The organism is Bradyrhizobium sp. USDA 4473 (assembly GCF_054063335.1).
In genome coordinates, this window is the sequence record NZ_JBSSGE010000001.1 from 6,906,873 (window position 1) to 6,926,942 (window position 20,070).

The window sequence follows — 20,070 nt, forward strand, 5'->3', positions numbered from 1 at the left end:
CTTCTGCGGCATATGCGCACGCCGCACCTGCGACAGCTTGAACCTTGGCATATCGAATACCAAGATGGCCGCGCCGCGCCAAAAGCAGAATGACGATAAGCGCGCACTGGGAGGATCAATGTCGGACATGGTTCAGGCAACTGCGGCCCCCGCGGCCGCGCGTGTCAGCGACACCTATCGCTGGACGCAACTCGCCATCGGCGTCGCTGCGATGGTGATGATCGCAAACTACCAATACGGGTGGACGTTCTTCGTCCCCGACATCCAGAAGAAGTTTGGATGGGATCGTGCCTCGATCCAGTGGGCCTTTACCCTCTTCGTGCTGTTCGAGACCTGGCTGGTGCCGGTCGAGGGCTGGTTCGTCGACAAATACGGTCCGCGCCTCGTCGTGCTGATCGGCGGCATCCTGTGCGCGATCGGGTGGGCGATCAACGCGCAGGCGACCTCGCTGAACGGCTACTATCTCGGCATGATCATCGCCGGCATCGGCGCCGGCGGCGTCTACGGCACCTGCGTCGGCAACGCGCTGAAATGGTTTCCCGACAAGCGCGGCCTCGCCGCAGGCATCACCGCAGCCGGCTTCGGCGCCGGCTCCGCGCTCACGGTGGCGCCGATCCAGGCGATGATCAAGGACTCCGGCTTCCAGACCACCTTCCTGTATTTCGGTCTCGGCCAAGGCATCATCATCGTGCTGCTCGCCTTCTTCCTGCTTGCGCCGAAAGCCGGCCAGGTGCCGCAGGTGGTGCAGAACGCCAATCTGATCCAGACCAGGCGCAACTACCAGCCGACCGAAGTGCTGCGCCAGCCGATCTTCTGGCTGATGTACTTCATGTTCGTGATCGTCGGCGCCGGCGGCTTGATGGTGACGGCGAATCTGAAGCCGATCGCGGTCGACTGGAAGGTCGACAGCATCCCGGTGACGCTGATCGGCGTGACCATGACGGCGGTGACCTTCGCCGCGACCATCGACCGCGTGCTCAACGGCCTGACGCGTCCGTTCTTCGGCTGGATCTCCGACATGATCGGCCGCGAGAACACGATGTTCATCGCCTTCGGCATGGAAGGTTTCGGCATCTGGATGCTCTATCTCTGGGGTCACGATCCGATCTGGTTCGTGCTGCTCTCGGGCTTCGTGTTCTTTGCCTGGGGCGAGATCTACTCGCTGTTCCCCTCGACCTGCACCGACACGTTCGGCGCCAAATTCGCCACCACCAATGCCGGCCTGCTCTACACCGCGAAAGGCACCGCCGCGCTGCTGGTGCCGATCGCCAACTACATGCAGCAGTCGTCGGGCCATTGGGACAGCGTGTTCATCGTTGCGGCCGGCGCCAACATCCTGGCTTCGCTGCTCGCGATCGCGGTGCTCAAGCCATGGCGGAAAATCGTGGTCGCGAAATCGGCGACGGCGTAAGCAACGTACCCGCTCTTCCGCTCACGAAATGCCCGGCGGATCGCCGGGCATTTTTCGTTTTGCGGCACCCCGCCGAGAAGCCGGATCAGCCGAAAATATGCCAGTTTTGCTGCGTCGCAGCAGAAGATCAGCTTGCTTTCTGGAATATAGTATACCAACCTCGCCCGAGCGCTTGCGACGATACGCCACAAGAATTGCGACACTGGGTCTCACGAAGACCGGGCGCGCTCGGGAGGACTTGATGGTTTCCAGCAATACGGCCGCAACACAAGCTCAACCTTCGTCCAGCGGCTTCCGCTGGCTGCAACTCGTCATGGGCATCGTCTGCATGGCGATGATCGCGAACCTGCAATATGGCTGGACGCTGTTCGTCGATCCGATCGACGGCGCACACCATTGGGGCCGCGCGGCGATCCAGTTCGCCTTCACGATCTTCGTCGTGACCGAGACCTGGCTGGTGCCGGTCGAGGCCTGGTTCGTCGACAAATACGGTCCGCGGATCGTCATCATGTTCGGCGGCATCATGATCGCGCTGGCCTGGGTGCTGAACTCCTATGCGGACTCGCTGACCCTGCTCTACGCTGCGGCCGTGGTCGGCGGCATCGGCGCGGGCGCGGTGTATGGCACCTGCGTCGGCAATGCGCTGAAGTGGTTTCCCGATCGCCGCGGCCTCGCCGCCGGCGCGACCGCGGCCGGCTTCGGCGCGGGTGCGGCGATCACCGTCGTGCCGATCGCCAACATGATCGCCGCGAGCGGCTATCGGACCGCGTTCTTCGATTTCGGCATCGGCCAAGGCCTGATCGTCTTCATCCTCGCCTTCTTCATCCAGAAGCCCTCGGTCATGATCCCGCCGAAGAAGAAGCAGCTCAATCTGCCGCAGACCAAGATCGACTTCACGCCGCCGCAGGTGCTGCGCAGCCCGATCTTCTGGGTGATGTACCTGGTGTTCGTGATGGTCGCCTCCGGTGGCCTGATGGCGGCGGCGCAGATCGCGCCGATCGCGCACGACTACAAGATCGCCACGACGCCGGTCTCGCTCGCCGGCTTCCAGATGGCCGCGCTGACCTTTGCGATCTCGCTCGACCGCATCTTCGACGGGTTCGGACGGCCGTTCTTCGGCTGGGTCTCCGACAATATCGGCCGCGAGCACACCATGTTCATCGCGTTCGGCACCGGCGCGCTGATGCTGCTGACGCTGTCGACCTGGGGCCACAATCCGCTGGTGTTCGTGCTGGCGACCGCGGTCTATTTCGGCGTGTTCGGCGAGATCTACTCGCTGTTCCCGGCGACCTCCGGCGACACCTTCGGCGCGAAGTTCGCGACCACCAACAACGGTATGCTCTACACCGCGAAGGGCACCGCCGCGCTGCTGGTGCCGGCCGCCAGTATCGTTGCCGCCAGCTATGGCTGGCAGGCGGTGTTCGTGATCGCGGTCGCGCTCAACGCCACCGCGGCGTTGATGGCGCTGTTCGTGATCAAGCCGATGCGCCGCGCCTTCATCCACGGCAACGAAGCGGCCGCCGCGACCGAGACCGCGCCGGGCGCCAAAACCGCCTGACAAGACCGCCTGATCTCGCGATCGCCTGCCGGACGGATCGAGGCGCACCCCGGTGCGCCTCTTTCGTTTGGCATCGTCAGGGATACCAGATACCAGATGGCCGGGACGGCGGTGATCGCTCGCCGGCTCAACATGTCAGCAAACCTGCCTATTTAAGCTGTTTCCCGGTGGTAGATTGCTGCAATCCGCCCGTTGACAATTGGTATTATGTATACCAGACTAGGTCACCGATGATCCCAAGGAGGTTGCCATGCAAGTCGGAGATATCCTGCGCAAGAAGACCCCTCGCGTCGCTACGGTCCGCATGAACGAGACGGTCGCGATCGCCGCGCAGCTGATGCGTGCCAGCAATATCAGCGCGCTCGTGGTCAAGGATGTCGTCCGCACCGAAGGCAACACCTGCGCCGGCATGTTCACCGAGCGCGACGTGGTGCGTGCGATCGCCGCGCACGGTGCGGCCGGCGCCAACATGAAGGTGTCGCAGTTCGTCTCGGTGCAGCAGCTGGTGTCGTGCAATTCGAGCGACACGCTCGAGCACATCCGTCATCTCATGACCAAGCACCACATCCGCCACGTGCCCGTGATCGACAATTACAGCCTGATCGGCGTCGTCAGCATGCGCGACATCTCGGCCGCGTTCGACGAGGAAGCGACGGCTGCGATGGCGCGCACCGTGACGGCCTATCAAACATCCGAGCAGGCCCAGCCGACCCAATAGCCGTCTCGATCTCGTCGCTCTCAGCCAGGCGCTGCGTGGTCGATCACCGGCGCCTGAGCGGATCGGATCATCGAAGCCTTCTGCCCCGCCCTCGCGCGGACCACCGCGCGCCCCTTCATTTCCGCATGGGCGCGCCACAGCTGGCCGGTAGACATTTGCCGGACAGGACTGCATCCTTCCCTCGACATCCAAAAACAGCACCGTGCGCGGCCGTCCGCGTCGCGGAAAATTCTGATGGAAACGAGGGCAGAATGATCAAGACACGCTTCACCGAAATGTTCGGCGTCGACCACCCGATCGTGCAGGGCGGCATGCAATGGGTCGGGCGCGCGGAGCTGGTCGCCGCCGTCGCCAATGCCGGCGCGCTCGGCATGATCACCGCGCTGACGCAGCCGACGCCGGACGATCTGCGCAAGGAGATCGCGCGCTGCCGCGAGCTGACCGACAAGCCGTTCGGCGTCAACCTCACCATCCTGCCCGCGATCAAGCCGCCGCCCTACGCCGAATATCGCCAGGCCATCATCGAGAGCGGCATCAAGATCGTCGAGACCGCCGGCAACAAGCCGCAGGAACATGTCGACGAGTTCAAGAAGCACGGCATCAAGGTGCTGCACAAATGCACCAGCGTGCGCCACGCGCTGTCCGCCGAGCGGATGGGGGCCGACGCGATCTCGATCGACGGCTTCGAATGCGCCGGCCATCCCGGCGAGGACGACACGCCCGGCCTGATCCTGATCCCCGCCGCGGCCGACAAGGTGAAGATCCCGATGATCGCCTCCGGCGGCTTCGGCGATGCCCGCGGCCTCGTCGCCGCGCTGGCGCTCGGCGCCGAGGGCATCAACATGGGCACGCGCTTCATGTGCACCCGGGAGAGCCCGATCCATCAGCTCGTCAAGGAACGCATCGTCGCCAATGACGAGCGCGAGACCGAGCTGATCTTCCGCACCATGCGCAACACCTCGCGCGTCGCCAAGAACGCGATCTCGACCAAGGTGGTGCAGATGGAGAAGGAAGGCGCCAAGTTCGAGGACGTCCGCGAACTGGTCGCCGGCGCCCGCGGCAAGATGGTCTACGCGACCGGCGATGCCGACGAAGGCATCTGGTCGGCCGGCCAGGTGCAGGGCCTGATCCACGACATCCCGACCTGCGCCGAGCTCGTCTCGCGCATCGTCCACGAGGCGGAAGCGATCATCCGCGAACGGCTCGAGGCGATGATGTCCGGGGCCAAGCGCCAGGCTGCGGAGTAAGCGGGCGGGAGCAAAGGCCGTTGTCCGTCACCCTGAGGTGCTCGCGAAGCGAGTCTCGAAGGGCGACGGCCCACCGACGGGGCCGTGCATCCTTCGAGACGCGCTTCGCGCTCCTCAGGATGACGGGGTGAATCGATCAGTTCTGCTCGCATCAGACGACACAACGAGAACAAGCCCGAGAACAAGCCTATGAAAGCCTATGTCTACGGCGCCAATGGCGCAGAAATCACCGATGTCGCCAAGCCCGTGCCGAAAGGCACGCAGGTACTGGTCAAGGTGCACGCCTGCGGGCTGAACCGCGCCGATCTCGGCATGACCAAGGGCCACGCCCACGGCGCGGCCGGCGGCGTCGGCACCGTGCTCGGCATGGAATGGGCCGGCGAGGTCGCCGAGCTCGGCCCCGATGCCAGGGGCGTCAAGGTCGGCGACAAGATCATGGGCTCCGGCGGCGCAGCGTTCGCCGAATACACGCTGGCCGATCACGGCCGGCTTTTCCGGGCGCCGTCGAACATGAACTTCGACGAAGCCGCCACGCTTCCCGTCGCACTCGCCACCATGCATAACGCCGTCATCACCAATGGCGCGTTGCAGCCGGGCCAGACCGTGCTGATCCAGGGCGCGAGTTCCGGGGTCGGCCTGATGGCGATGCAGATCGCGAAACTGAAGGGCGCCAAGCTCGTGGTGGGATCGTCGACCGATCCGATGCGGCGCGGCCGCTTGACGGAATTCGGCGCCGATCTCGCGGTGGACTCGAAGGATCCCGGCTGGGTCGATCAGGTGTTGCAGGCAACCGCGGGCGAAGGCGTCGACCTGATCGTCGATCAGGTCTCGGGGCCGGTCGCCAACCAGAATCTGAAGGCGACCAAGGTCAAGGGCCGCATCGTCAATGTCGGCCGGCTCGGCGGCACCCATGGCGACTTCAACTTCGACCTGCACGCGGCGCGCCGCATCCAGTATATCGGCGTCACCTTCCGCACCCGCACGATCGAAGAGATCCGCGCGATCTTCGACGAGGTGCGCAAGGACATCTGGCCGGCGGTCGAAGCGCGCAAGCTGCAGCTGCCGATCGACCAGGTCTACAAATTCGCCGATATCGGCAAGGCCTTCGAGCACATGGAAGCCAACAAGCACCTCGGCAAGATCGTGGTGACGCTGTAGGCGCGTAGGGCGGATCAGCGCAGCGCAATCCGCCATCCCACCTTCGACGCAACGGCGGGTTACGCCTCCGGCTAATCTTACTGCGTCATAATTCTGCCTCCGCCGTCATTGCGAGGAGCGATAGCGACGAAGCAATCCATCCAACCGCGTTTGCGGGCCGATGGATTGCTTCGCTTCGCTCGCAATGACGGCTGGATTCGTTCACGGCCTCTCAGGATCGGCTGAAAGAGCGTGTGACGCAGTAGTACTAACCCGGCCTACGCGCGCTGTGGGAGTTCGGGTGGTGGAAGTGAAGCGCACCTCATTGGTTGTCCTGCTCGCGGGCGCGGTGGGCTTCGCGCTTGGAGCAGCCCTATTTGGCTTCGCTGCCCTGTCGATCGGGATCTCCTGTCTCGGTCATGTACAGGGAGGCATTCACAGTGACTGGACCGCTGTCGTGCTCCTCGGCGCCTTCGCGTGCTTTGGTCTGGGCGGAGTTGCAGGGAGCAAAGCAACCGTCCGCCTCGCCAAATACTGGCACAGCTAGCCGACCGGTCCGGGGCTCCAATAGTCCCCCGCAAGCGGGCTGACTTTTACGTCGCGAATGACTCCGATCTCCAGACTCGGATCGAAATAGCGCATCGTCCGCTCATTGAGGTCGATGATGCGGCCGGGCCTGAGCGGCCCCACATCGTTGATCTTGACGATGACCTTCTTGCCGACAGCCTCGACCAGGGCATATTTCGGCCTGGCGCCGAATTGGACGCCACCGAACTTCCGGCGCAGGCTTGTCTTGATGGCCGCCGCCCAGACCGTGCGATCGTAGCGCTCGCCGGAGGCTGTGCTCGGACCGCCCTCTTCCTTGCCGGGCTTGAACGGATTGTACATGGACGCTGCGCCAACGATCGCATCTCCACAGGCAGCATTGACGACGTCGCTTGAATGAACGGTACCGATTTCACTTCCAGTAGCGGGGCCAAAAATGGCGAGCGCAACCACGGCGCCGCAGACTGCGGCGCTCGAGCCGAACAGCATCATAACTCCTTGACTGATTTTTTCGATCGTTTGGTTCCCGACTCCGCAAGACAAGGTCGAACGAACGTGGAGGCGTTCACTCGGACCGGTACTTTTGCGGACTCGCGCCAATTCTGGCGACGGAACCAATGTGGGAACCGCAGCGGTCCCACACAGTGTTTTTGGTTATTGCGCCCGACTAAGCCAGAGAATGCGTCAGCAACATGACTGAACCGAACTTCTTCGACGGCGCGTCAACGGTGTGTCGACGTCACATTCCGCACCCTGCTTTTGACGGGGCATGCGACCACTGCGCTGATGGGGATAACCGAAAGTGACACCGCGCCGAATTCTCAATCGAGGCGCTGCTGCCGGATCAGAATCGATCATCATCGCATCGACGATTACCAATCGTCGTAGAGCCATTCCCTCGGCATTCGCGGCGGCGCTCTCGCGTAAGGCGGCTCATATGTCCGCTGCGGCTTGCGCGCAGTTGGAGCCGGCGGCGTCGGAGGCGCCGACGTCTTCGGCTCGGAAACCTTCGCGAGCGCCCGTTTCAATTCTTCCTGGCTTGCCTTGAGTTCCTCGATGGCTTTTGAGCTCTCGCGGGCCGTTTGCTGCTGGTCCGCCTTGAGCTGTTCGATGTTCCGCTGCATGTTCGCGAGATCGCGCGCAATGGTTTGCAGCAGCTCAGCTTGATCGGGAAGCGCGGGAGGAGCTGGCGGCGCGCTGTCCTGCGTTGCTTTCGGCGTTGCGGTCGAAGGCGCAGGCGTCGGTTGCGGTGGCGGGGCGTCCGCCGCGGCAACTCGAACCGCAGATGGAGCGGGCTGCGCGGGAAGCGGCGGATCGTCCGGCGGCAGTGACGGAGCTGACGCGAGCTGCGGCACCCAGCGGGCGACAGCCAGCTTGGCCCGCGCACCATACGACGACTGCGAAGCCAGGACAGCGACAACGACACACCCCGCCATCGACAAGGCGGCAAGGGCCCGGAAAGCCGGCCTTCCCGAAGATGGTTGCGGGCCGGGCCCGGCCGATGCAGGAGCGGGGGCAGGAGCAGGCGCAGGTCCAACCGAGGGCGGCTCAGCTTCAGCCGGCGGCGGGGATGCAGCGTCGCGCTCCATCCTTGCGAGCTGCTCGCTCAAACGCGTGAGCTCTTCATCAGCGCGGGCGATCTGCTTGTGGGCTTCCGCAAGTCGCTCATCGGCGCTCGCGATCGGGCCCTCACCAGGCTCACCTGCATTCGGCGTGGGCGTGGAGTTCATTGGCGTGTCCCTCTTCCGTCCAATGTCATCCAAGACTGTGTCCTCTCGGCATCCGTCAGGGTCGATCAGCGACCAGCCTCCGGTTCAATCTTGTCAAAGCCATGGTCATGATAGCGCGCCTGCCGTCTCGCGATAAGCAGGATCGTCCAGTTGCGGTGACGATGACTGTTGCCCATTCGACACGACGGGCAACTCAGCAAAATCCGTCAACCCCTCGCTGCAAAAATATTTCGCTTTATCCGAATCGAAGCTTGATGTATGAACTCCCCGTCTCATCCGATCGAGGGGCGCTTCGCGATCGTCACGGGTGTTGCGATGAGATGCGGTGGCCGCCGCGTGTGTGACTGACGAGCATGCATGAGGCGGACGGTGAAGTCGTGTGGTCCTGACGCCCCAGTGGCAGGTGTCTCCCCGCAAGGCGCTTAGGCGCTCTTGCGGAGACGGTGACAAGCAAGCCCGGTCTCGCCGGGGAGAGCACGAAGTAAGCCGTAAACCCATCGCGCAGGGAATGCCGGAGTGTCTCCCGCTGAACCTGTATGCTCGTGTGCGTTTTTGTTTCCACTTTTGCACACGGGACCGCGGGTGCAGCGCGCACCCGGCATTCCCTGCGCCCTCTTCCGAGGGCGAACGAATTTGCAAAGCTCGGGCGAAACGCGCCGCGAGAACGACGCTCGATGCCTGGATGAACTTGATGAGGTTGGTGAAGTTGAGCAACGCATGCCCTGGATTCGGAACAGTTCGCAACAACTCTCTCTCGATATTCGCTCTTGCAAGTGAGTTGCGATTGCGCATGACGCGTGACTGACGACACTTGATGTTCACAGATGGCCTGCTAAACCGCCGCCCATGAGCTCTTCCGACACCAGCGCAGCCTCCACCAAGACCTCCGTCGCGGCGATCTCGATCCTCGCCAGTGGCACCATGGCGTTGGCAAAATTCGTCGTCGGCATCGCGATCGGATCGCTGGCGCTGATCTCGGAGGCGCTGCACTCGTCGATCGACCTGGTCGCGACCATCATCACCTGGGCGGTGGTGCGGGTGTCGGACCAGCCGGCCGATGCCGAGCATCATTACGGCCACGGCAAGTTCGAGAGCGTCTCGGCACTCTTCATCATCGCCCTGCTCTATGTGCTGGCCGGCGGCATCCTGGTCCAGGCCTACAGCCATCTCCGCGAAGGCGCGCCGCCGCCGTCGATCTCGGCCATTCCGTTCGTCGTCCTGCTGCTCGATATCGGCGTCAATCTGTGGCGCGCCCGCGCGCTGCATCGCGCCGCGCGCGACACCAAGAGCCAGGCGCTGGCCGCCGACGCGCTGCATTTCGCCTCCGACGTGATGGGCTCGCTGGCCGTCATCGTCGGCCTCGTGCTGGCCGGCCTCGGGTTCTGGTGGGGCGACGCCGCGGCGGCGATCGCGGTCGCCGTGATGATCGCCCTGCTCGGCCTGCGCATGGCGCGGGAGACGGTCGAGACCCTGCTCGACCGCGCGCCGGAAGGCGCGCTGGAAAAGGCCACCGCCGCCATCAAGGCCGTGCCGGGCGTGGTCGACGTCGAGCGCCTGAGGGTCCGCATGGTCGGCGCGACGCACTTCATCGACGCCATCGCCACCGTGCCGCGCACCTACCCGATCGACCGCGTCGAGGACATCAAGTGCCGGGCGCAGGAGGCTGTCAGCAAGACCTTCGGCGATGCCGACCTCACCTTCACCGCGGTGCCTGTGGCGCGCGACAATGAGAGCGTGCGCGAGCGCATCATGGTGATCGCGCGCAACTCCGGCCTCGCCATCCATCATGTTACCGTTCACGACATCGGCGGCAAGCTGATCGTCAGCATCGATCTCGAGGTCGACAGCGGCATGGCGCTCGATGCCGCGCACGACATCGCTCACGAGCTCGAGCGTGCGATCCGCGAGGATTTTGGCGAGGACGTCGAGGTCGACACCCATATCGAGCCGCTCGAGCCGGAACTGCCGTGGGGAACCGACGCCGCACCCGAGCGTATCGAAACCATCAAGGCGGCGCTGACCGGATTTGCCGATGGCGGCGCGATCCACGACATCCATAATGTGCGGGTGCGCAACACCGATGCCGGCGAGATCGTCAACTTCCATTGCCGCGCCGCGCCCACGATGAGTGTGATCAAGGTGCACGAAGGCGTCGACGAAATCGAACGCAAGATGCGCCGCGCGTTCCCCACCGTGAAGCGTGTGATCAGTCACGCAGAACCCGAGCGCGCGTAATTCTACGGAGCCGTTCTCCTTTCGGACTCACTTTGCGCATCCCGATTCTGTTTTTGACAAGAATTATTTCGCATTAACGAATCGTTGACTCTCGACAGTCCCGGAAATCTGGATTCAAATGATCATGATTCGGATGCATCGTGGGGAGCATCCGAACCGGGTAAAAATCAGCTTAGAGCGGGGGTCTAAGGCATGGCGCGCGCGCATGCAGCGAACGCGTGCGTCCAATCCGATTCGATCAAGGGATTGGCGCAGTCGATCGCGAAACCGGCTTATCACAGGCTCTTGACGGCCGAACCTGCACTGCGCCGCGCTGTGCCTACTCTCATCATCGCCTTCCTCATCACGATCTGCCTCGGCGCCTTCGTCCAGGTGATCGACCAGAACCGGCAGAAGCGCGGCGCGATGAAGCGCGACCTTGCTGCGCTCTCGGACATCCTCGCCGAGCGTCTCGATCGCCTCACCTCGGTGCGTCGCGAGCGGCTCGCCAATATCGAACGGATGCAGGAGCTGCTGCCGGACCTGATCCCGTCCTGGGGCATCGCCTATGGCCGCCACGTCATCATCACCAGCGCCGATCACCGCGTGCTGGCACGGGTGCCGATCGATGGCGCCGGCGAGAACGACCGCATCCTCGACATCGTCTCCACCGCGCAGCTCCTGATCGCGCCGGGCCAGCAGGGCACCGTCAGCGACATGACGCTGCCGAACGGCAGCAGCGCGCTGGCGATCTCGGCGCTGGTCAAGTCGCTGCCCGGCCAGGTCGTCGTCATCCAGGAGATGAACGAGCCGATCTGGGGATCGGACGCCGCCCTCTCGGTGACGCTGTCGGCGACCACGAGCTTCGTGGTGCTGATCCTCGGCTTCGCGTTCCACTGGCAATCGACCCGCGCCCGCGAGGGTGACCTGATCAACGACGCCGTGCGCGGCCGGATCGACACCGCGCTGAACCGCGGCCGCTGCGGCTTGTGGGACTGGGACCTGTCGCGCGGCAGGATCTTCTGGTCGCAGTCGATGTTCACCCTGCTCGGCCTCGACACCCGCAACGACCTGCTCACCTTCGGCGAGGTCAACGCGCTGGTGAACTCCGACGACATCAACCTGTTCGACTTCGCCGACCAGCTGATCTCCGGCAAGATCGATCACATCGACCAGAGCTTCCGCATGCGCCATGTCGGCGGCCACTGGATCTGGCTGCGCGTGCGCTGCGAGCTCAGCCATGCCGCCGCCGACGACGGCCTGCACCTGATCGGCATCGCGGTCGACATCACCGAGCAGAAGAGCCTCGCCGAGAAGTCGGTGGAAGCGGACCTCCGCCTGCGCGACGCCATCGAGACCATTCCGGAGGCCTTCGTGCTGTGGGATGCCGATGACCGCCTGGTGCTCTGCAACTCGCACTTCCAGCGGCTGCACAAGCTGCCGGACTCGGCCGTCAGCCCCGGCACCTCCTACGAGACCGTGATCGAGGTCGGCAGCATGCCCGAGGTGCGCACCCGCCTGCACGAAAGCGGCGTGCCGGCGCCGGGCGCCCGCACCTTCGAGGCCCAGCTCGACGACGGCAGCTGGCTGCACATCAGCGAGCGCCGCACCAAGGACGGCGGCTACGTCTCGGTCGGCACCGACATCACCCGCATCAAGGCGCACGAGCAGAAGCTGGTCGACAACGATCTGCGGCTGCGCGCCACCGTGATCGACCTGCAGCGCTCGCAATCCGAGCTCGAACGGCAGGCCGTTGAGCTCGCCGACCTCGCCGAGAAATACTCGCAGGAAAAGACCCGTGCCGAGGACGCCAACGCCGCGAAGTCGAAATTCCTCGCCAATATGAGCCATGAGCTGCGCACGCCGCTCAACGCCATCATCGGCTTCTCCGAGATCATGGGCTCCGGCCTGTTCGGCACGCTCGGCTCGGACAAGTACGAGGAGTACTGCCACGACATCCTGACGTCGGGGAAATACCTGCTCGAGGTCATCAACGACATCCTCGACATGTCGAAGATCGAGGCCGGCCGCATGAAGTTCGACATGGAGCCGCTCGACCTCTCCGGCATCCTCGCCGAGTCGCTGCGGGTGGTCTCCGGCCGCGCCGAGCACAAGGGCCTGTCGCTGGAGTCGGACATCGAAAGCACGATCTCGGTCGTCGCCGACCGCCGCGCGGTCAAGCAGATCATCGTCAACCTGCTCTCCAACGCGGTGAAGTTCACGCCCGACCACGGCCGCGTGCTGGTGCGCGGCCAGATGCTGGACGACTCGATCGTGCTCCTGATCGCCGACAGCGGCATCGGCATCGCACCGGACTCGCTGCGACGGCTCGGCAAGCCGTTCGAGCAGGTCGAGAGCCAGCTCACCAAGAGCTACCAGGGCTCGGGTCTCGGGCTTGCGATCGCGCGCTCGCTCACCAACCTGCACGGCGGCTCGATGAAGCTGCGCTCCAAGCTCGGCGTCGGCACCGTGGTCCGCGTCACCCTGCCCCGCGATCCGCGCTCGCTGCAGACCAGGCTGCCGGAAGCGGCCTGAAGCCCCCACGCTACTTCGCCAGCACGTCCTTCAGCAGCGCGGAATCGCCGAGCACGGCCAGCGTCTCGCGCGGCGTGAGATGCGTGACGGCCTCGTCGAAGCTGTCGCTTGCCTCGATCCGCGCACGCGCCACCGCGCGATGAAGATCGATGTCGCCCGGGCCGCTGCGCCGCGCCGGCGGCAGCGACGACAGATGCCGATGCAGCAGGCCGGCATCCTCCCGCAAGGTCGCCAGCGCGGGCGCAGATGCGTGGGCAGGCCGCGACGCCAGTTCGTTGGCGCGGAGCAGCACGCTCGGCGGACCGCTCTCCTCCGGCGTCACGAACAGCCCGCGCATCGCAGGCTTGGCCGTCCATGCGCCGATCGGGATCGCGCACAACAGGCCAACGATCACCGGCGACATCCACAGCAGCAGCGGCAACGATACCGCATAGGCGCTCGCCGCCATCGCGACGCCGCAGGCGGTGGGCACGCCGTACTTGCGGTACAACTCGCGGCGCTCGACCTCGCCGTCGTCACGCCGCTGGGTCTGCCAGCCTGCGTCGCGGCCGAGCAGGATCTCGATGACGGCAACCGACTGGAACACCATCATGACCGGCGCGATCATGGCGGAAATCAACACCTCGGCGATGACGCCTAGAAGCGCGCGGAAGCCACCGCCGAATTGCCGGCGCAGGTCCGACCGCGTCAGCAGCAGGACGTAGCCGAGCAGCTTCGGCACGATCAGCAGCGCCATGGTGAGGCCGAACACCCAGGCGGCGAGCACGGGGTCCTGCGCCGGCCAGTTCGGGAACAGCGAAAAACCCTTCGGAAAATATTCGGGGCGAATGAAGCGCGCCTGCAACGAGATCAGGATTCCGAGCAGCAGGAACGACAGCCACATCGGCGCGGTGACATAGGAGCCGATCCCGGTCATGAAATGCAGCCGCGAGATCCAGTGCAGGCGGCGCGTCCTCAGCACGGCGAGATGCTGCAGATTGCCCTGGCACCAGCGGCGGTCGCGCGCGGCAAAATCCAGCAGCGACGGCGGCACCTCCTCAAAACTGCCGCCGAGCACCGGCGCCATGTAGATGCCCCAGCCCGCGCGCCGCATCAGCGCCGCCTCGACGAAATCATGGCTCAGGATGTGCCCGCCGAACGGCTTGCGCCCGGAGAGCTCGGGCAAGCCGGCCTGCTCCGCAAAAGCCTGAATCCGGATGATGGCATTGTGTCCCCAGTAATTGCCCTCGGAGCCGTGCCACCACGCGACACCGGCGGCGACCATCGGCCCGTAGAGCCGGCCGGCAAATTGCTGCAGGCGGCTGAACAGGCTGCGCGCGTTGACGATGACGGGCAGCGTCTGCAGCAGCGCCGCCTGCGGATTGGTCTCCATGGCATGAACCATCCGCACCATGGTGTCGCCCGACATCAGGCTGTCGGCGTCGAGCACGATCATGAACTGATAGCCGCCGCCGAACCGCGTGATCCACTCACCGACATTGCCGGACTTCCGCGCCGTGTTGTCGGCGCGATGCCGATAGTAGAGCCGTCCGCCGCAGGCCTCGCTCAGCGCGAGGAACGCCTGCTCCTCGGCGATCCAGATGTCGGGATCGCGGGTGTCGCTCAGCACGAACCAGTCGAAGCGTTCGCCCTGCCCGGTCGCCTCGACGGACTCGTAGATGGCGCGCAGGCGCGCCATCAGTTGATGCGGATTCTCGTTGTAGGTCGGGAGCAGCACCGCGGTCCGGCTCGTGAGCTGCGGCAACGGGCCATCCGCAGAGATCGGCAACGCGTTGCCCTTGCGCCGAAGCAGCACGAAGAAGCCGGCCAGCCCCGAGGCAAACGAGAACGCGATCCAGGCCAGCAGTGCCACGAACAGCACCAGCACCATCCACTCCATGATCGTCACGCCGCCGACCTGGACCACCATGTACATCTCGTAGGCGCCGGCGCCGCTCAGCGCGACGGTCAGCATCAGCACGAAGGCGCGGCGCATCAACATGCTTGCACCGACCGACACCGGCTTGCTCACCGCATGCGGCGGCTGACCGAGATCGGCGGTCGCCATCGCAAGCGGGCTCTCGTGTGGCAGGAAGCCGTCGGCCGCCGCGGCGACGTCCCGACGAGGCGACGTGACTATGGCGCCCATCGATAGACCCAGATCTCCGAGAGCGGCTTGTCGTCCTGCGCGAGATGCGCGCGCAGCTCGATCGGCTCCTTCTTGACCGCGCACTGGAAGCTGAGCCGCCATCCGCCGGTATTCGGGTTCGGCTGCGTGACGATGTTCGTGATCTCGGCCTTCTCGGCCGACACGACACCCTTGATGCTCGCAGGATCGATCCCCTTCAGATTGTCGCCGAACAGGTCGAGCACGAACAGCTTGCTGTTCTCGCCATGTGCGCCGATGCCAGTGCGCGTGAAGCGCGCCAGCGAATGCGGCTTCGGCGCATCAGGTCCCCAGTGCAGCCGGTAGGTGAGATTGGTCTCGCTCTTGGCTTTGAGCGGCGCCTTCGGCCGCCAGAACGCGGCGATGTTGTCGTGGATCTCCTCCCTGGTCGGGATCTCGAACAGGATCACCGCGCCCTCGCCCCAGTCGCCGATCGGCTCGACCCACAGGCTCGGACGCTTCTCGAAGCTCGATTCGATATCCTGATAGGCGAAGAAATTCTTCTCCCGCTGCATCAGCCCGAAGCCATGCGGATTGATATCCTGGAACGTGCTGATCTGAAGGTCGCGCGGATTGCTCAGCGGACGCCACAGGCTCTCGCCCTTGCCGTTGTAGATCGCAAGCCCGTCGGAATCGTGCACCGACGGCCTGAAGTCGTCGACCTCGTTGCGGTCGTTCGGCCCGAAGAAGAACATGCTCGTCATCGGCGCAAGACCTATGTGCTCGAGATCGGCGCGCGGATAGAGCGATGCCTCGACATCGAACACCGTGGTCTTGCCGGGCCTGATCGTGAAGCGATAGCTCGCCGCGCAGCTCTTGCTGTCGAGCAAGGCATGAATCACGAGCGAGGTCGCGTTGGGCACCGGACGCTCGAGCCAGAACGCCTTGAAGAACGGAAACTCCTCGCCCTTGGCCTCGCCGGTATCGATCGAGAGGCCGCGCGCCGACAGGCCATAGGTCTCATCCTTGGCGACGGCGCGAAAGTAGCTCGCGCCGAGGAAGACGCAGACCTCGTCGTAATAATCCGGCTTGTTGATCGGCGCATGGATGCGAAATCCCGCGAAGCCGAGATCCGCCTCGGTGAAGGGGGGTACCGTATCACCGAACGAGAACATGTCCTTGCTGTAGCCGATCTCGCTGACCTTGCCGTCCGCGACCTCGAAGATCTGGACCTTGTTCTTGTAGAAGAAGCCGCGATGGAAGAACTGCGCTTCGAACGGCAGCTTCGCGCCGCGCCACAACGCGCGCTCCGGCACGAAGCGGATCGAGCGGTACTGGTCGTAGTTCAGGTCGGTCAGGCCGTTCGGCAACTTCTCGTCCGGTGCCACGAACGATTTGGCTGCGAGGCTGCGCGCCAGCTCCCTCACCGTCGACGGGTTGAACGGCGCGTCCGGCGTGTTCCCTGCGGCTGCGGCCTCACGCTGCGACAACAGCAAGAGTGTCGGCAACACGGCCGATCCGTGGAGTAACTGGCGACGATTCAAAGCGGCTCCTCTCGCTGATCGGGACGCCGCAATGAAACCGTTCAACCGTCCGTGAGTTCCACCGTTGCTACGTGAAGCAAACGATTGCGTTCGGCGCCTAGCCCTGCGCTCTGAAGCGGAACCGTCGTGACAGAGCCTCGGCCGATGTCTGCGCGCTTACGTGCTCTCCAGCGTCGGCGCGACCTCGCGCGCGACCTGCACGAGCGCTGCGATCAGCGGCGTCATCGGATCGCGCTGCGGGATCACCAGGCCGACGCTATAGTCCACCACCGGATCGACGATCGGAATGCTGCGCACGGCATCCGCAAGGCCGAGCGTTTCGGCGAGCTTGGCCGGCATCACGCTGGCCCAGCGTCCGGTCTTCACGTGGGTGTAGAGCACGAGCAGCGAATTCGATGTCAGTGTTGGCGTCGCCTCCGCGCCGACCGAGGTCAGCGCGCGATCGATGATGCGACGGTTCTGCATGTCGGGCGTCAGCAGGCAGAGCGGCACGGTGCCGACCTCCTTCCACGTCACCTGCTTGCGGTCGCCGAACATCGCATCCGGCGCCGTCAACAGCCGGTAGCTCTCGTTGTAGAGCGGGATGGTGCGGACCTTGCCGATCGGCTCGTTCTCGATGTAGGTCAGCCCGGCATCGACCTCGAGGTTCTCCAACAGGCCGAGCACGTCGGCCGACGTGCACGACTGGATGCGGAAGCGGACATCGGGATGGCGCGCCCGGAACGGCGTGGTGAGCGCGGCCACCATGCCGAGCGCGGTCGGAATCGCGGCGATCCGAATCTCGCCCGACAGCTTGTCCTTCAGGCTGTTGATCTCCTGCTTCATCGCGCGCGCGTCGCCGACGATGCGCCGCGCCCAGTCCAGCGTCCGTTCGCCCTCGGGCGTAAAACCCTGGAAACGGGATCCGCGCTGCACCAGCATGACGCCGAGGATCTCCTCGAGCTGCTTGAGGCTGGTCGACATGGTGGGCTGGGTGACGCCGCAGGCCTCCGCAGCCCGGCCGAAATGCCGTTCCTTGGCCAGCGCCAGCAGAAGTTCCAGCTTGTCGATCAAGGTTCAAATCCCTTCGGAAAACGGTGCCCCGGGCGGCAGCCCGACGCGGCCATAGGTAGCACGATCGGGGTGCGATCCCGAAATCCAAAGCGCCCCGGAAGTGCGTGATTCCAGAACATTATTGCGATCCCGGATCGACCCATTCGACAACTCTATTAATCGCGTTTCGCAATCGCCGCATGAGACAGCTTTATTGATGTTTCGAACGATTCCAACTCAGATGCGCAAAGCAAAAAACAGATCGTGAGAAGCGCTGATGACGGTGGGATACGAACCTTGGGACAAGGCGCGCGGCGCCGAGATCATCGCCGAGCATGCCGGGCTTGAAGGCGCCACGCTGGTGATCCTGCACGCGTTGCAGGAGGCATTCGGCTACGTGCCGGAGCCGGCGATCCCGATGGTTGCCGAGGCGCTCAACCTGTCTCGCGCCGAGGTGCACGGCGTGTTCACGTTCTACCATGACTTCCGCAAGCAACCGGCCGGACGCCACGTGCTCAAGCTGTGCCGCGCCGAGGCCTGCCAGGCCGCCGGTGGCGATGCGCTTGCGGCGCGCGCGGAGGCCAAGCTTGGCGTTGCTCTGGGCAATACCACGGCGGATGACCGCGTGACGCTGGAGCCGATCTATTGCCTCGGGCTGTGCGCCACCGCGCCGTCGGCGATGCTGGACGGCCGCGTGGTCGGCCGGCTCGACGAAGCGCGGATCGACGCGCTGGTCGCGGAGGCGCAGCGATGACGATGCGGATCTACGTCCCCCGCGATGCCGCGGCCGTCGCCGTCGGCGCCGACGATGTCGCGCTCGCCTTCGAGCAGGCCGCAGCAGCCCGTGGCGCAGCGATCGAGATCGTCAGGAACGGCTCGCGCGGGCTGTGCTGGCTGGAGCCGATGGTCGAGCTTTCGACCGGGCAAGGCCGTATCGCCTTCGGTCCGGTGACGCCGGCGGACGTGCCTGCGCTGCTCGATGCGATGGCTGGTAACGGCCAGCACGCCCTGCGGCTTGGTGTCACGGACGAGATTGCCTGGCTGAAGCGGCAGACCCGGCTGACGTTCGTGCGCTGCGGCGTGGTCGATCCGCGCTCGGTCGACGATTACCGCGCCCATGGCGGCTACAAGGGCCTCGAGCGGGCCCTGACGCTGACCTCCGACCAGATCCTTGCCGATATCACGACCTCGGGCCTGCGCGGCCGCGGCGGCGCCGGCTTCCCGACCGGCATCAAGTGGAAGACCGTGGCGCAGGCCAATGCCGACCGCAAATACATCGTCTGCAACGCCGACGAGGGCGACAGCGGCACCTTCGCCGACCGCATGATCATGGAAGGCGACCCCTTCGTCGTGATCGAGGGCATGACGATCGCGGGCATCACGGTCGGCGCCACCAAAGGCTACATCTACATCCGCTCGGAATATCCCCATGCGGTCGAGGCGATGAACGCCGCGATCGCGGCCGCCCGCCGCGCCGGCCTGCTCGGCAAGCGGATCGGCGGCACCAAGCATGAGTTCGATCTCGAAGTCCGGGTCGGCGCCGGCGCCTATGTCTGCGGCGAAGAGACCTCGCTCTTGGAAAGCCTGGAGGGCCGCCGCGGCATCGTCCGCGCAAAGCCGCCGCTGCCGGCGCATAAGGGCCTGTTCGGCCGTCCGAGCGTGATCAACAACGTGCTGTCGTTCGCGGCAATCCCCTTCATCCTCGACAACGGCGCCAAGGCCTATGCCGATTTCGGCATGGGCCGCTCGCGCGGCACGATGCCGATCCAGCTCGCCGGCAATATCAGATATGGCGGCCTGTTCGAGACCGCATTCGGCGTCACGCTCGGCGAGCTCGTCGATGAGATCGGCGGCGGCACCTTCACCGGACGGGAGGTGCGCGCAGTGCAGGTCGGCGGCCCGTTAGGCGCCTACTTCCCCCGCGCGCTGTTCGACACGCCGTTCGACTATGAGGCGTTTGCCGCGCGCGACGGCCTGATCGGCCATGGCGGCATCGTGGTGTTCGACGACACCGTCGACATGGTCAAGCAGGCCCGCTTTGCGATGGAGTTCTGCGCAGTCGAATCCTGCGGCAAGTGCACGCCGTGCCGGATCGGCTCGACCCGCGGCGTCGAGACCATCAACAAGATCATCAACGGCGAGCGCGTCGCCGAGAATCTCGCCGTAATCGAAGACCTCTGCAACACCATGAAATTCGGCTCGCTGTGTGCACTCGGCGGCTTCACGCCCTACCCGGTGATGAGCGCGCTGAAACACTTCCGGGAAGATTTCGGTCCCGCACCGGCCCGGCTGCAGGCCGCGGAATAACAGGA

At 64.9% G+C, this 20,070-nt stretch carries 15 protein-coding genes; 10 read left to right on the plus strand and 5 right to left on the minus strand.

The features are described 5' to 3' along the window. The first annotated feature begins 118 nt into the window (after positions 1–118). The 6 genes from oxlT (ACVW17_RS32635) to ACVW17_RS32660 all read left to right on the plus strand — a co-directional run bounded on the left by oxlT (ACVW17_RS32635) (position 119) and on the right by ACVW17_RS32660 (position 6,618). Entirely contained in the window at positions 119–1,411 is a 1,293-nt protein-coding gene (gene oxlT / locus ACVW17_RS32635; protein ID WP_456755701.1) for an oxalate/formate MFS antiporter, read from the plus strand. 241 nt (positions 1,412–1,652) lie between these two features. Next, positions 1,653–2,969: an oxalate/formate MFS antiporter gene (gene oxlT / locus ACVW17_RS32640; protein WP_456755703.1), complete on the plus strand. Its 1,317-nt coding sequence runs from the start codon at positions 1,653–1,655 to the stop codon at positions 2,967–2,969. A 250-nt stretch (positions 2,970–3,219) separates the two neighbouring features. Next, the gene (locus tag ACVW17_RS32645) at positions 3,220–3,687 is read left to right on the plus strand and encodes a CBS domain-containing protein (RefSeq protein WP_456755704.1); all 468 of its coding nucleotides are present in this window, start codon (positions 3,220–3,222) and stop codon (positions 3,685–3,687) included. Between the two features lie 251 nt (positions 3,688–3,938). Beyond that, on the plus strand, positions 3,939–4,934 hold the full coding sequence (locus tag ACVW17_RS32650) for an NAD(P)H-dependent flavin oxidoreductase (RefSeq protein WP_456798312.1): 996 nt from the start codon (positions 3,939–3,941) through the stop codon (positions 4,932–4,934). Between the two features lie 189 nt (positions 4,935–5,123). Continuing rightward, a complete protein-coding gene (locus ACVW17_RS32655) occupies positions 5,124–6,092 on the plus strand; it encodes a zinc-binding dehydrogenase (RefSeq protein WP_456798313.1) in 969 nt (322 codons plus the stop codon). A 283-nt stretch (positions 6,093–6,375) separates the two neighbouring features. Beyond that, the gene (locus ACVW17_RS32660; protein ID WP_456755707.1) at positions 6,376–6,618 is read left to right on the plus strand and encodes a hypothetical protein; all 243 of its coding nucleotides are present in this window, start codon (positions 6,376–6,378) and stop codon (positions 6,616–6,618) included. On the opposite strand, the gene ACVW17_RS32665 is transcribed toward ACVW17_RS32660, so the two are convergent. Next, on the minus strand, positions 6,615–7,109 hold the full coding sequence (locus ACVW17_RS32665; protein ID WP_456755708.1) for an RlpA-like double-psi beta-barrel domain-containing protein: 495 nt from the start codon (positions 7,107–7,109) through the stop codon (positions 6,615–6,617). The genes ACVW17_RS32660 and ACVW17_RS32665 overlap by 4 nt on opposite strands. A gap of 380 nt (positions 7,110–7,489) precedes the next feature. Next, entirely contained in the window at positions 7,490–8,380 is an 891-nt protein-coding gene (locus ACVW17_RS32670) for a hypothetical protein (protein ID WP_456798314.1), read from the minus strand. 813 nt (positions 8,381–9,193) lie between these two features. On the opposite strand from ACVW17_RS32670, the gene ACVW17_RS32675 reads away from it, so the two are divergent. Both ACVW17_RS32675 and ACVW17_RS32680 read left to right on the plus strand, forming a co-directional pair. Beyond that, positions 9,194–10,582, plus strand: coding sequence for a cation diffusion facilitator family transporter (locus tag ACVW17_RS32675; protein ID WP_456755710.1), 1,389 nt, complete (start codon positions 9,194–9,196; stop codon positions 10,580–10,582). 192 nt (positions 10,583–10,774) lie between these two features. Next, positions 10,775–13,096, plus strand: coding sequence for an ATP-binding protein (locus ACVW17_RS32680; RefSeq protein ID WP_456798315.1), 2,322 nt, complete (start codon positions 10,775–10,777; stop codon positions 13,094–13,096). A 10-nt stretch (positions 13,097–13,106) separates the two neighbouring features. Here ACVW17_RS32680 and mdoH read toward each other — a convergent pair whose 3' ends face one another. The 3 genes from mdoH to ACVW17_RS32695 form a co-directional block, all read right to left on the minus strand. Then, on the minus strand, positions 13,107–15,224 hold the full coding sequence (gene mdoH / locus ACVW17_RS32685) for a glucans biosynthesis glucosyltransferase MdoH (protein ID WP_456798316.1): 2,118 nt from the start codon (positions 15,222–15,224) through the stop codon (positions 13,107–13,109). Beyond that, a complete protein-coding gene (locus ACVW17_RS32690) occupies positions 15,212–16,678 on the minus strand; it encodes a glucan biosynthesis protein G (protein ID WP_456756579.1) in 1,467 nt (488 codons plus the stop codon). The genes mdoH and ACVW17_RS32690 overlap by 13 nt, the downstream gene beginning before the upstream one ends. 204 nt (positions 16,679–16,882) lie before the next feature. Beyond that, a complete protein-coding gene (locus tag ACVW17_RS32695) occupies positions 16,883–17,779 on the minus strand; it encodes a LysR family transcriptional regulator (RefSeq protein WP_456755713.1) in 897 nt (298 codons plus the stop codon). 256 nt (positions 17,780–18,035) lie between these two features. Here ACVW17_RS32695 and ACVW17_RS32700 point away from each other — a divergent pair, with 256 nt between their 5' ends. Further along, a complete protein-coding gene (locus ACVW17_RS32700) occupies positions 18,036–18,512 on the plus strand; it encodes a formate dehydrogenase subunit gamma (protein ID WP_028331545.1) in 477 nt (158 codons plus the stop codon). Then, the gene (locus ACVW17_RS32705) at positions 18,509–20,065 is read left to right on the plus strand and encodes an NADH-ubiquinone oxidoreductase-F iron-sulfur binding region domain-containing protein (RefSeq protein WP_456755714.1); all 1,557 of its coding nucleotides are present in this window, start codon (positions 18,509–18,511) and stop codon (positions 20,063–20,065) included. Before ACVW17_RS32700 ends, ACVW17_RS32705 begins: the two co-directional genes overlap by 4 nt. The last annotated feature ends 5 nt before the right edge of the window (positions 20,066–20,070 follow it).